This window comes from Anaeromassilibacillus sp. An200, assembly GCF_002160025.1.
Classification (GTDB): domain Bacteria; phylum Bacillota; class Clostridia; order Oscillospirales; family Acutalibacteraceae; genus Caccousia; species Caccousia stercoris.
On record NZ_NFJU01000009.1, the window covers coordinates 15,261 to 28,237 of the forward strand.

The window sequence follows — 12,977 nt, forward strand, 5'->3', positions numbered from 1 at the left end:
TTGACAGGAGGGGGAATGAGGATGGAACGAAACGATACCATCCACTATTTTGTTGACGCCAACAGCTCCGCAGGTTATGTGGACCTGTACGATCAAAGCTTCGGGGGCCTTTCCCGGGTCGTGGAGCTCAGCGATTTTCCGGATGAAACAGCGGAACGATTGCTGTTTTATCTGTCCGCCCGTGCACAGGAGGAGGGGCGGCGCGTGGAGGTGATCCACCACTGTCTCACCAACCGTCCCATGGGCTTGATCCTGCCTGAGCTTTCGGCGGGCGTGATCAACCGGCAGACCTGGAGACCGGGCGCTTTCTCCGCTCTTTCCGCGCTGGAGGACGAAACGCTGAGCGAGGCCCGAAACTGCCTGAAGGCGGCGTGGGAGCTCTTTGGCGAAGCCCGGGTAGTCCATGACGAATGGGAGAAATATTATATTGAGAACCTGGATTTTGCCGCGGCGGACAATCTGGCTTCGGAAACCTGCGAACGGCTGCTGGGAGGAAAACGGTCCGTATATCCCGGCGGCGGAAGCATGGTGGAGCGCTTTTTCGGCGCTGCTGCCGCCTTTGGTTCAGTCGATCACATCCCAAGCCTGACGGCAAACCTGCAAAAGCGCTATTTCCTCAAGGGCAGACCGGGCACAGGCAAATCCACCTTTCTCAAGCGGATTGCCGCGGCGGCGAAGGAGCAGGGCTTTGCCGTGGAGATGTACCGCTGCTCGCTCGATCCCGGAAGCTGCGACATGGTTCTGGTGCGGGAGCTTTCCTTCTGCGTCTTTGACAGCACCGCTCCGCACGAGTATTTCCCTGAGCGCGAGGGGGATGAAACCATTGATATCTACCGTGCCGCTGTGCGCCAGGGGACGGACGAAAAATATGCCGCTGAGCTGGCGGACGTGACAGAACGGTACCGCGCGATTGTGCGTCGGGCCACAGCTCAGCTTTCCTCGGCCCAGCGTGCGCTGGAAGCCTTCCAGCGGGCAAAGCTTCCCGTTTTCAGTGCCGGGACGCTCGCGGGGCAGCAGGAACGTCTGGCCGAAATACTGTTTGAGGACTGACAGAGACCGTGCGCCGGTTTCCCGGATTTGGGGAAACCGGCGTTTTTGTAAGAAAAACCGGAGACAAACGGAAAAGGATCTGCTATACTGAGACGAGAAAGCCCCCGATGGGGCGGGGAAAGGAAGGTCCATCCGAATATGATGAAGGGAAAAACGGTACTCCTTGGGGTCAGCGGCGGCATCGCGGCGTATAAGGCGGCGTATGTGGCCAGCGGCCTGACCAAAATGGGCTGTGACGTGCATGTGATTATGACGCCGCACGCTGTCAATTTCATCAATCCCATTACGTTTGAAACACTGACGGGCAACAAGTGTCCCGTTGATACCTTTGATCGGAATTTTGAGTTCCATGTTGAGCACGTTTCTCTGGCTAAAAAGGCGGATTTGTGCCTGATTGCTCCGGCGACGGCGAACGTTTTGGCAAAGCTGGCGCACGGCATTGCGGACGATATGCTCACCACGACGGTGCTGGCCTGCCGGTGTCCGAAAATCGTTTTTCCCGCGATGAATACCAGAATGTATGAGGCTCCCGTCACACAGGACAATCTGGAGACACTGCGCAAGTACGGCTATGTCGTCGCGGAGCCGGACGCGGGCCGTCTGGCATGCGGGGACGTCGGCGCGGGCAAGCTGCCGGAGCCGGATGTGATCCTCGATTACGCGCGGCAGGCCATCGAGTATGAAAAGGATCTCAGCGGCCTGCGGCTGCTGGTCACAGCCGGGCCGACACAGGAATCCATCGATCCGGTGCGCTATATTACCAACCATTCCACCGGCTCGATGGGCTATGCCATTGCCCGGGTGGCGTCCCGGCGCGGCGCGTCCGTCACGCTGGTGAGCGGACCGACGGCGCTGGAAAAGCCGCGCTTTGCCGAGACGGTCAACGTGGTGAGCGCCGCCGATATGTTCCGCGAAGTAACGAGCCGCCAGGCGGAGCAGGATATCATCATCAAGGCTGCCGCCGTCGCGGATTACCGCCCGTCGCAGGTCTATGAGGACAAGGTGAAAAAGGGCGACGGCGAGCTTTCTATCCCGTTGTCGCGCACGCAGGATATTTTGCAGTATCTTGGGGAGCACCGCCCGGAGGGGCAGTTCCTCTGCGGTTTCTCCATGGAGACGCAGAATATGCTGGAAAACTCGAGAAAGAAGCTGGAGAAGAAAAAGGTGGATATGATCGCCGCCAACAATCTCAAGGTTCCCGGCGCGGGCTTTGGCACTGCCACCAATGTGATTACCATCATCACAAAGGACAGCGAGGAGGAGCTGCCGCTGCTCTCCAAGGAGGAGACGGCTGATCGCCTGCTGACGGCGATTCTGCGGGAACGCGGAAAGAAAAATTGAAAAATGCGCGCTTTGCATCAGGTATAATCGCGAAGCGGCGGCGCACACTATCTGTGCCGGTTTCTTCCGGCAAAAGAGGCCACGGCCAAACACGGGAGTTGTCCGGTGTTTCCCACGGCTTGACAGAGAGGTGTCTGCTTGATGACCAGCTTACAATGTGATGTGAAGAACTGTGCGAATTTCCGGGATGGCTGCTGCTGCCGTCCAAGCATCCAGGTAGAGGGCTGCACAGCCCGCGGCTGTGACCAGACGTATTGCTCCTCCTTCCAGGAGAAGGACGGCGCATTTTCCAACAGCTGCTCCTGCTCCGTACCGAATACGGCGCTGGAGATTCGCTGTACGGCGGGCAATTGTGTCCACCAGAAGAACAACGCCTGCACAGCCAGTATGATCTCCGTGTGCGGCAGCACGGCCTGCCGCAAGGACGAGACCGAGTGCGCAAGCTTTTCCCTGAACTGAGCACGCGCTGAGCGGCAGGGCGGGACAGGCCATTCTCAAAAGATGGTCTGTCCCGCCTTTTCTTTTCCCCGGAAAATCTCGCTGATTTGCCTGAATTTTCGCCTGAGAGGCGGATTTTGTAAAGCAGGCGAAAATATTGCGCAAAATATCGGCCGATCGCTTGCTTTCGCATAAACTTGTGTTATAATACCTAAGTGGGGGATTCCCAAAATGGGAATTGTCCTGTGATTTTGATGTTTTGGCCATGGCGCTTTTCGCCGTGGCTGTTTTGTGTCCTGAAAAAAGCGGAAAATCGTTCGGAAAGAAGGTGGCGTTGTGAACCCTGACCCTTTATGCGGCGGAGAAACCAGGCAATTTCATAGAGGAGATGATACGCAATGCTGTCCTATTTCAAGACAGTGGACGGGCGCGTGCGCAGCACAGCGGGGTGGGAGCCCGGCTGCTGGATCAACTGTGTTGCTCCGTCGGAGGATGAGATCGCCGGTTTGATCCGGGATTTCTCCATTGAACCGGATTTTTTCCGCGCCGCAATGGACGAGGAGGAATCCTCTCATATTGATACGGAGGATGGGAACACCCTCATCATCATTGATATCCCGGTGGTAGAACGCACCGGGAAGGAAATCGCATACGTCACAACGCCGCTCGGCATCATTCTGACAGAGAAGAACGTGATCACCGTTTCCACCCGCGAAAACCCCATTCTTGACGAGTTTGCGGAGGGGATTGTACGCGGGGTGCAGACGAATCTGAAGACGCACTTCATCCTGCATCTGATGCTGCGCATCGCGTCGCGCTACCTGCAATACCTCAAACAGATTGACCGCATGACGAGCCAGATTGAGCGGGAGCTGCGCCGGTCGATGAAGAATTCCCAGCTTTTGCAGCTGATGGACATTGAAAAATCGCTGGTGTATTTTTCCTCGTCTCTCAAGGGCAATGAGCTGACGATCGAAAAGATCATGCGCGGGCGTGTGGTAAAGCTGTACGAGGAGGATCAGGATCTGCTCGAGGATGTGCTGATTGAAGTCAAGCAGGCTGTGGATATGAGCGGGATTTACCTGGATATCCTTTCCAGCACAATGGAATCCTTCGCCTCCCTGATCAGCAACAACCTGAATATGGTGATGAAGGTGCTGGCTTCCATCACACTGATCATCTCGATCCCGATGGTGATCTCCGGCTATTACGGCATGAACGTGGAAGGGATCCCGTTTACGACCTTCTGGTTCCCGATTGTGATATCGATCCTGTGCATGGCTGTCACGGCGGTTATTCTAAAGAAAAAAGAAATGCTTTAGGGCTTGTTTGAAAAATCATGAACATCGTCTTTTTCCCCAATAACGGCTGCTTTCTGCGTCAAAAATGCTCGGAATCCGGCAAGGATTCCTGCGCTTTTTTCCTGGAAATCACCTCGCTCTGGGAAAAAATTCGGCATTTTCTCTATTTTCAAACAAGCCCTAAGGGTTGCCTGAAACACCGGAGATCCTGTAAAATAATATCTGAAATAAGGCCCGAACCGGCGTTCAAGTGAGCGCCGGTTTTTTCCCATGCTTTGCATAGAAACGGCCGCAGTTTTCGACGCGGCCCAAGGAAGGATGACGAGACCATGAATACAAAGAACGGCAGAATATCCGTACATATGCAGGAGATTGCCGAAGCGGCCAAAACGCTGCGGGCAGGGGATAATATCCTGCTCAGCGGCGTGATTTACACAGCACGCGACGCCGCGCACAAGCGAATTGCGGCGCTGCTCGATGAGGGAAAGGAGCCGCCGTTCCCGCTGCGGGGGAGCGCTGTCTATTATGCGGGGCCGACTCCCGCGCCAGACGGGCTCCCGATTGGTTCCTGCGGGCCGACCACTTCCTCCCGCATGGATGTGTTCACGCCCCGCCTGCTGGATCTCGGGCTGACCGCCATGATCGGCAAGGGCGGCCGATCTCCCGCTGTCTGTGAAGCGATTCGCCGCAACGGCGCGGTGTACCTGTGCGCAATCGGCGGCGCGGGAGCGCTCGCGGCGCAGGCGGTGCGCTCCGTTGAGGTGATTGCGTTTGAGGATCTGGGCTGCGAGTCCGTCAAGCGGCTTCTGGTGGAGGACTTCCCGCTGGTGGTCGGCATCGACTGTGCGGGCGGCTCCCTCTTTCGGTAAAAGCGGGAAAGGCTGGGATTTGCATTGACAGAACTTCTGATTCGCCTTTTTGTCCGTGACTACCGGAACACGGAACAGCCGCAGGTGCGCGAGCGCTACGGAAAATTTGCCGGGATCGTTGGCATTGTGTCCAATCTGCTTTTATTCGCCATGAAAGCGATCACCGGTCTGGTGACAGGGAGCATTTCCATCATCGCGGATGCTGTGAACAACCTCTCGGACTCCGCTTCCTCGGTTATCACCCTTGTGGGCTTCAAGCTTTCCGGAAAACCGGCCGACGAGGAGCATCCCTATGGCCATGCACGGATTGAGTACATTTCCGGATTGATCGTTTCCTTTTTGATTCTGCTGCTCGGTGTGCAGCTTTTACAGGAATCCATCAACAAAATCATCACCCCCGAGGAGACGGTTTTCAATCCCGCGGCGGTGCTGGTGCTTGTGCTGTCCTGCCTGATCAAGGCATGGCAATCCTTCTTTTATCGAAAGGTGGGGCGCAGGATTTCGTCCCCCACCATTGAAGCCACGGCAGCGGACAGCCGCAGCGATGTGATTTCCACGCTGGCGGTTCTGTTGGGACTTATCATCTCGCGTCTGACCTCCTTCAATCTGGATGGCTATATGGGCGTGGCGGTGGCGCTTTTGATCCTGTGGACCGGCGTCAAGGTGGTCAAGGAGACGAGCGATCCGCTGCTGGGCATTGCCCCTTCCAGCGAAACGGTGGACGATATCTACCGAACCATCCTCTCCTATGAGGGAATTCTGGGGCTGCACGATCTGAATGTCCACATGTACGGGGAAGGCCGCACCTTTGCCTCCGTCCACTGTGAAGTGGATGCCAACGAGGACGTGATGGCCAGCCACGATTTGGTGGATAACATTGAGCGGGATTTCCTGCGCGACAAGAATATTCATCTTGTCATCCATATGGATCCTGTGGTGACGGACGACGAACCGACCAACCGTCTGCGCGAACAGATCAGGGAGATGCTGACCGGCATCTCTCCGGAAATCACCATGCACGATTTCCGCGTGGTCTGGGGGAAAACACATTCCAACGTCCTGTTTGACGTCTGTGTTCCCTTCGGCTTCCGCTATACCGACAGCGCTCTGCTCGACGAGATCGCGAATGGCCTTTATATGCTGGGGAAAAATTATGTGCCGGTTGTCACGGTGGATCACAGCTATGTGCCGGACAACAGGGAGAAGGAAGCGTAACGGCAAAACAGCGGAATAGCATAAGCTTGATAGCTGAGAACTGAGAAACCAGAGATTGTACAACAAAAACCGCCCGGACGAGAATGATATCGTTGGGCGGTTTTTTGTCAAGGATTTTGATGAAAGAAATAGAGGGAATATCATGTTGGATGTACCCAAAATCCAAGCGGTTTGCAGGAAAGCGAGTCATTGGGATTTGTATGGCGCCCCCTTTGGCGGCAATTATGTCCATATGCACTTGTTTCGGCCTGTTATTGATTTGGAGGAATTGGAGCTGTGGGAGGAAATCATGGGTTTTAAACTCCCGGAAGATTATCGGTGCTATTTAACGTGTTTAGGAAATGGAGGGGCAGGGCCTTATTATGGAGTGCGTCCTTTTCAGTTTCTGCTGCGGGATGAGTACCAAAAGAAAACGATATATGCTCGGGGACAGGAACAGCGGTTTCATAATTTGGCCAAAAGACGCTATGAATATGAGCTTCAGGATCCATTGGCGCTCTATGAAGAGTATTGCAGCCGCACGCCGGAATCTGAGCAAATGGATTATTATCAGTTTGATGAAATGCTTTGGGAAAAAGAAGAGCACGAAGTATATGAGGTCTTATACGAACATGGATTGCTCAGTATTGGTGATTTGGGGTGCAGCGGAGAAATCGGATTGCTGCTTAATGGTTCGCACCTGGGATATGTGGGAGGGGTGAGTCAGGAGGGATACTTTTGCAACTTGGCTCCTAATTTTTCCCTGGCTCAGGAAATGAAAAGCTGGGAACCCTTCGCGGATTATTTTATGGAGTATGTGCGAAGAACGCAGGAGTTTTGTGAGAATCTTTCAGTGGCACAAAAAAATCAGGCGCTTCGGGAGAGGGAAATTGTCCTGGCTTTTCAGGCGGCAGTGGAATGCCAGGATTGGAAAGAAACGCTTCATCTTCTGAAAAATACGGATCCCAAAATCTTGTCTGAAAAGACAACGTTTTTCCTTCAATATCATCAAAAGACAGTCTGCCAGGCATTGCCGGACGAGCCCTTGCCGAAGGACTTCTATCATGAAATGGAAAAGTGCAGCAAATGGAACTATGAGCGGTATCACGGCTTTTATGATCCAGAGAAAAAGAAGGTCATGAGAGATAACTATGAAGCCCATACCGATCTGGCAATTCCTACTTTTCAGCAGTTTTTTCAAACGTTTGTCGACATGAAAGAGGATGTTATCTGAATGGCAAAATGGCGCGCCATGTTTTGCCGGGAAAATTCTGTAAGCAGCTGTTTTCCTGAAAAACAGCTGCTCTGAAGTCGGGCTTTGTTCACATATTTTTCACCTGCTTTTCATTTGCGGGCGGGGGGGAATTGTGGTACAATGAGGTACATAAAATCCCGGTGTTTCGGGGAAATCATAGAGAAAAGCCGGGATTTCCGAACAGAAGAAAGGATGCGTGAAGCAGATGAAAATAGCAAAAAACCTGACAGAACTGGTGGGGAATACTCCTTTGCTCGAACTGCGCGGCTATGCGCAGAGACATGACCTCAAGGCGGAACTGGTCGCGAAGCTGGAAGCGTTCAATCCGCTTTCCTCCGCCAAGGATCGCGTGGCGCTGGCGATGATCGAGGACGCGGAGCGCCGCGGTCTTCTTTCGGAGGGCGGTACGATCGTGGAGCCGACCAGCGGGAACACCGGCGTGGGGCTGGCGTTTGTGGCGGCCACGCGCGGCTACCGGATGATTCTCACGATGCCGGAGACGATGAGTGTGGAGCGCCGCCGCCTGGCTGCCGCACTCGGCGCCGAGGTGGTGCTGACGGAGGGCGCGAAAGGTATGAGCGGCGCGATCGAAAAGGCGAAGGAGCTGGCCGCGGAGATTCCCGGCGCGTTTCTGCCCGGACAATTCTCCAATCCGGCAAATCCCGAGGCACACCGCACCACCACGGCGCAGGAGATTTGGCGTGATACGGATGGAAAGGTGGATATCTTTGTGGCGGGCGCAGGCACGGGCGGCACCATCACAGGTGTGGGCCGCGGCCTTCGCGAGCACAATCCCGCCGTTCGGCTGGTAGCGGCGGAGCCGGACGCTTCCCCGGTTCTTTCCGGGGGAAAGGCAGGACCGCACAAAATTCAGGGAATCGGCGCGGGCTTCGTGCCGGAAATCCTGGACGTTTCCCTGCTCGACGAAATCGTCCGTGTTCCGAATGAGGACGCTATTTCCACAGCGCGTGAACTGGCCCGGCACGATGGACTGTTGGTCGGTATTTCCTCCGGAGCTGCCGTCTGGGCGGCGGCGCAGGTGGCAAAGCGCCCGGAGAACGAGGGAAAACGGATCGTGGTGCTGCTGCCGGATACCGGCGAGCGCTATCTCTCCACAGGAATTTACGACGATTGACAGGGAGCTTCCCCGCTGGAAGGAGGGTTTTTCATGTATCAGATCCTGGTGGTGGACGATGAGGAAAACATCCGAAGCTTGATCAAAAAATATGCCGTGTTTGAGGGGAACGTCGTGTTTGAAGCGGCGGACGGCATGCAGGCCGTGGAAATGTGCCGGGAGCATCCGAACGATTATGACATCATCATCATGGATGTGATGATGCCGGAGCTGGACGGCTTTTCCGCCGTGAAGGAGCTGCGGAAATATTGCCAGGCTCCGGTGCTGATACTCTCCGCCCGCGGTGAGGAGTATGACAAGATCCACGGCTTTGAGCTGGGGGTGGACGATTACGTCGTCAAGCCCTTCTCGCCCAAGGAACTTATGATGCGGATCAACGCCATCCTGAAACGTGTGCGCCCCACGCCGGACGAGCCGTCCAAGGAGATTGTCCGCTTTGAGGGGCTGACGATCGACTTTACCGGCCGGATTGTGATGGTGGACGGGCAGAAGGTGGAGCTTTCCCCGAAGGAATACGATTTGCTGTTTTATATGGTGAACAACCGCAACATTGCCCTGACCAGAGAGAAGCTGATCACCAATGTGTGGGGCTATGATTTCTACGGGGATGACAGGACGCTGGACACGCACATCAAGCTGCTCCGCAAAAGTCTTGGCCCCTACAGCAAATTTATTGTGACGCTGCGCGGCGTGGGGTACCGCTTTGAAGCATAGGGAAGGCAGCACGCCGGGCGTACAGTGGGGACTGTTTGGCAGCTTTGCCATTTTTACGGCGGTGATCCTGGCTCTGCTGTGGATTTTCCAGGTGGTTCTGTTGGACGCCTTCTATAAGGCCATCAAAGTCAATGAGATCAAAACCTCCGCCCACACGATCTGCAACAGCATCAATTCCTCCACCTTACAGGAGGATTTGCAGCGAATCGCGCTGAATAACCAGATTTGCTGCATTGTCTGCGACGCACAGGGAAACCGTCTGTATTCGGAAAGCGCCGTACCCAATTGTGTCATTCACCGCCTGAACAACTGGGATTTGGCGATGGTTTACACACTGACGGCGCGCAACGGCGGATCGTATTTCGAGCGGTTCCCTCAGGAGATCCGCCAGTCGATCACCTTCCTTGGAGAGAACACGGCGGTTCTGCGTTCGCAGGAGGCGCCGGAGGTCATGATTTTTGCCCAGCTTGTCACACGAAGCGACGGAAAACAGCTGATGGTGCTGCTCAATTCCGTTATCTCTCCGGTGGGAGCGACGGTGGAAACGCTTCGCTACCAGCTTCTGACCGTCAGCCTCATCATGGTGCTGCTGGGCCTTCTGCTCGCTTATCTGCTTTCCCGCAAAATCGGGCGTCCCATTGAATCCTTGAACAGCGCGGCAAAAACGCTGGCAAAGGGGGATTATGAGGTTCATTTTGAGGGAGGGGGCTACCGTGAGGTGTGCGAGCTCTCCGACACGCTGAACTATGCGGCGCAGGAGCTCTCCAAAACGGAACGTTTGCAGCGCGATCTCGTTGCGAATATTTCTCATGACCTGCGCACTCCGCTGACACTGATCACAGGTTATGCCGAGGTCATGCGTGATCTGCCCGGAGAAAATACGCCGGAGAACGTGCAGATTATCATCGACGAAGCGACGCGCCTGACCACGCTGGTCAACGATGTGCTGGATCTCTCCAAGCTCCAGGCCGGGGTGGTTCCCATGGAGCGGGAGGTATTCAATCTGACGGAAAGCGTGCGCAGTATTCTCACACGGTATACGAAGCTGACCGATTATCATATTGTGTTTTACGCGGCGCAGGATGTTTTTGTCGACGCCGATGAGCTGAAGATTTCTCAGGTGGTTTACAACCTTGCGAACAACGCCTTGACCTACACCGGCGCGGACAAATCCGTGACGCTGCGCCAGTCTGTGCTCGACGGCAAGGTTCGCATTGCCGTTTCCGACACGGGTGAGGGGATTCCGCAGGAGAAGCTGGACGATATCTGGGAGCGTTATTATAAGGTGGATAAGGCGCACAAGCGCGCGCAGGTCGGGACAGGTCTCGGACTTGCAATTGTAAAAATGATTCTCGATATGCACGGCGGCGAGTACGGCGTACAGAGCCAGGAAGGAGTCGGCTCCACGTTTTGGTTTGAGCTGGACGCTGTCCAGCCTCCCGATGGCAGGGAACTGGCTTTGAACAGCGGTGCATAAGTTTTGCGGGAAACAGGGAAGGTCTCCATGTTTGGAGGCCTTCCTTTTTTGTGCAGCAGACTTGACAATTTGAAATATTGTATATATACTATATACACAGTATATATACCGTGCCCCTGTCGCGAGGGGGCGAAAGGGTGAAATCCTTGAATATTATCATCAGCAACAACAGCGGCAAACCGATTTACGAGCAGATTACCCAGCAGATCAAAACGGCAATTTTAAAAGGGGAGCTTTCCCCTGGCGAATCTCTGCCGTCTATGCGTCTGCTGGCGAAGGAGCTGCGCATCAGCGTGATTACGACAAAGCGCGCTTATGAGGATCTCGAACGGGAGGGTTTTCTGGTGAGCGTGGTGGGCAAGGGAAGCTTTGTCGCACCGCAGGATCCGGAGCTTTTGCGGGAGGCTCGCCTGCGCGGGGTGCAGGAGCACCTGGAACGCGCCGTCGAGGCTGCCCGGACGGGAAATGTTTCTCTTTCGGAGATGCAGGAAATGCTCGTTTTGCTGTACGGGGAGCCGGAGGAATGAGCCGAAAGGCGGGAGGCACAGATGGAACAGGAGCTGCTTTTGGTGGACGGTCTGACAAAACGGTATGGAAGCTTTACCCTGGATCAGGTAAGCTTTTCCGTTCCCGGCGGGAGCATAGTGGGATTTATTGGGGAGAACGGTGCGGGCAAAACCACGACGCTCCGCCTGATTCTCGACGAGATCCCACGCGACGGCGGACGGGTCTCCGTGTTTGGCAGGGACAACCGGGAACAGGGGAGCGAGGTTCGGGAAGAGATTGGTGTGGTGTTTGATGAATGCCATTTCCATGAAATGTTTACGCCGGGAGAAATCGGGAAAATCCTTTCCCGATGCTACCGGTGCTGGGATGGGGAACTGTACCGCTCTCTGCTTTCGCGCTTTGCTTTGCCGGAGAAGGGGAAAAGGGTCAAGGAGCTTTCCCGCGGCATGAAGATGAAACTGGGGATCGCGGCGGCGCTTGCCCACCATCCCCGCCTCCTTCTGCTCGATGAAGCCACCAGCGGGCTGGATCCCATTGTCCGTGATGAGATGCTGGAGCTGCTGCAGGAGTTTGTCGGGGACGAGGAGCATGCCATCCTTTTTTCGAGCCACATTACGGAGGATTTGGAGAAGGTGGCGGATTACATCGTATTTCTGCACAAAGGGCGTGTGGTGTTTTCCGAGCAGAAGGACACACTGCTCTATGATTGGGGCGTCATCAAGTGCGGCCAGGCGGATTTGTCCCGGATTGACCGGGAGGATATTGCCGCGGTGAAAAGCGGCGCGTTTGAGACGCGGGTGCTTACGAAAAATCGGGAGGCGGCGGCACGCAAATACCGCGATCTGACCGTCGACCATACCTCCCTCGAGGAAATCATGGTGCTCTATGGAAGGGGAGAGGAGCAATGAAGGGGATTTTATACAAGGATTTGCTGTTGGCATGGAAGAACATGAAATACCTGCTGCTTGCGTTTGCGTTTTTCGCGCTTGCTCTCGTGTCGCAGTCGCCGCAATCGCGCGCGATGATGGTAGGAATGTATCTGTGCCTGGTCGGCGTGCTTACCCCACTTTACACGTTCAGCTATGATCGGGCAGCGCGGTGGGATGTGTACGCCCGGTCGCTTCCCCTGAAGCGCTGGCAGATTGTGCTGTCCAAATATTTGTTGGGTGTTCTCTTTTTTGCCTGCGGCCTGGGGCTCGGGGGCTGCCTTGCTGTGGTGGTAGGTTTTGGCAGCACAGCGGCGCAGGCGGGGCAGCTGTTTGCCTCCCTGGCGGGGATGATTCTGGTTGGCCTGCTGATTCTCTCGATTGAGCTTCCGGTTTTTTACCGCTTTGGCCCGGAAAAAGCGCGTCTGATTATTATTCTGGTGATTTTTATGCTGGCGTCCCTGCTGGGCGCAAGTATTTCCTTTCGTGAGACGGAGGGAATCGATCTGCTGCTGTTTGTTTTGAACCAGTCTCCGGTTCTTCCATTTCTGTTTGCGGGTTTGATTGTTTTTATCGGGATCGGTTCTTTTTTTCTCAGTGTGCGCATTTACTCCAAAAGGGGAGAATGACGCGGCCGCGGCCCGGCTTTCCCCGAGGGGGAGCGGACACGGCCCGGCATGAGCCGGGAAGAAGGGTGCATGAAATCTGCTTTTTTGCCTGAAAATCCCCCTTTTTCACCAAAATAGCCGTTTGTATCTTTGAGGGTTTTA

Annotated in this window: 14 protein-coding genes; 13 read left to right on the plus strand and 1 reads right to left on the minus strand. The window is 55.1% G+C overall.

Translation table 11 applies throughout. The features are described from left to right. The first annotated feature begins 21 nt into the window (after nt 1–21). The 4 genes from B5F35_RS06190 (at nt 22) to B5F35_RS06205 (ending at nt 4,151) form a co-directional block, all read left to right on the plus strand. Complete coding sequence (locus tag B5F35_RS06190; protein ID WP_087239102.1) at nt 22–1,050, plus strand: hypothetical protein; 1,029 nt, start codon at nt 22–24, stop codon at nt 1,048–1,050. Nucleotides 1,051–1,188: 138 nt separating this feature from the next. Then, nucleotides 1,189–2,391 carry a bifunctional phosphopantothenoylcysteine decarboxylase/phosphopantothenate--cysteine ligase CoaBC gene (gene coaBC, locus B5F35_RS06195; RefSeq protein ID WP_087239104.1) on the plus strand — a complete coding sequence of 401 codons (1,203 nt, stop codon included), beginning with the start codon at nt 1,189–1,191 and terminating at the stop codon, nt 2,389–2,391. A gap of 141 nt (nt 2,392–2,532) precedes the next feature. After that, complete coding sequence (locus tag B5F35_RS06200) at nt 2,533–2,850, plus strand: DUF1540 domain-containing protein (RefSeq protein ID WP_087239106.1); 318 nt, start codon at nt 2,533–2,535, stop codon at nt 2,848–2,850. 377 nt (nt 2,851–3,227) lie between these two features. After that, a complete protein-coding gene (locus tag B5F35_RS06205; protein ID WP_087239108.1) occupies nt 3,228–4,151 on the plus strand; it encodes a magnesium transporter CorA family protein in 924 nt (307 codons plus the stop codon). Here B5F35_RS06205 and B5F35_RS18420 read toward each other — a convergent pair. Further along, entirely contained in the window at nt 4,148–4,411 is a 264-nt protein-coding gene (locus B5F35_RS18420; RefSeq protein ID WP_140401159.1) for a hypothetical protein, read from the minus strand. The two genes, B5F35_RS06205 and B5F35_RS18420, sit on opposite strands and share 4 nt — an antisense overlap. 48 nt (nt 4,412–4,459) lie before the next feature. Between B5F35_RS18420 and B5F35_RS06210 the strand changes: the two genes are divergently transcribed. From B5F35_RS06210 to B5F35_RS06250, 9 genes are all read left to right on the plus strand, one after another. Then, on the plus strand, nt 4,460–4,999 hold the full coding sequence (locus B5F35_RS06210) for a FumA C-terminus/TtdB family hydratase beta subunit (protein ID WP_087239110.1): 540 nt from the start codon (nt 4,460–4,462) through the stop codon (nt 4,997–4,999). A gap of 24 nt (nt 5,000–5,023) precedes the next feature. Further along, nucleotides 5,024–6,214, plus strand: a complete 1,191-nt coding sequence (locus B5F35_RS06215) for a cation diffusion facilitator family transporter (RefSeq protein WP_087239112.1) — start codon at nt 5,024–5,026, stop codon at nt 6,212–6,214. Nucleotides 6,215–6,665: 451 nt separating this feature from the next. Further along, on the plus strand, nt 6,666–7,427 hold the full coding sequence (locus B5F35_RS06220) for a hypothetical protein (protein ID WP_162611348.1): 762 nt from the start codon (nt 6,666–6,668) through the stop codon (nt 7,425–7,427). 226 nt (nt 7,428–7,653) lie between these two features. Continuing rightward, the gene (gene cysK, locus B5F35_RS06225) at nt 7,654–8,583 is read left to right on the plus strand and encodes a cysteine synthase A (protein WP_087239284.1); all 930 of its coding nucleotides are present in this window, start codon (nt 7,654–7,656) and stop codon (nt 8,581–8,583) included. Nucleotides 8,584–8,616: 33 nt separating this feature from the next. Beyond that, on the plus strand, nt 8,617–9,297 hold the full coding sequence (locus B5F35_RS06230; protein WP_087239116.1) for a response regulator transcription factor: 681 nt from the start codon (nt 8,617–8,619) through the stop codon (nt 9,295–9,297). Continuing rightward, complete coding sequence (locus B5F35_RS06235) at nt 9,287–10,774, plus strand: HAMP domain-containing sensor histidine kinase (RefSeq protein WP_087239118.1); 1,488 nt, start codon at nt 9,287–9,289, stop codon at nt 10,772–10,774. Before B5F35_RS06230 ends, B5F35_RS06235 begins: the two co-directional genes overlap by 11 nt. A 146-nt stretch (nt 10,775–10,920) precedes the next feature. After that, nucleotides 10,921–11,301 (plus strand): GntR family transcriptional regulator, encoded by a 381-nt coding sequence (locus B5F35_RS06240; RefSeq protein ID WP_087239285.1) that lies wholly within the window; start codon nt 10,921–10,923, stop codon nt 11,299–11,301. A 21-nt stretch (nt 11,302–11,322) separates the two neighbouring features. Then, the gene (locus B5F35_RS06245) at nt 11,323–12,189 is read left to right on the plus strand and encodes an ABC transporter ATP-binding protein (RefSeq protein ID WP_087239120.1); all 867 of its coding nucleotides are present in this window, start codon (nt 11,323–11,325) and stop codon (nt 12,187–12,189) included. Beyond that, nucleotides 12,186–12,836, plus strand: a complete 651-nt coding sequence (locus tag B5F35_RS06250; protein WP_087239122.1) for an ABC-2 transporter permease — start codon at nt 12,186–12,188, stop codon at nt 12,834–12,836. The genes B5F35_RS06245 and B5F35_RS06250 overlap by 4 nt, the downstream gene beginning before the upstream one ends. Nucleotides 12,837–12,977 lie beyond the last annotated feature (141 nt).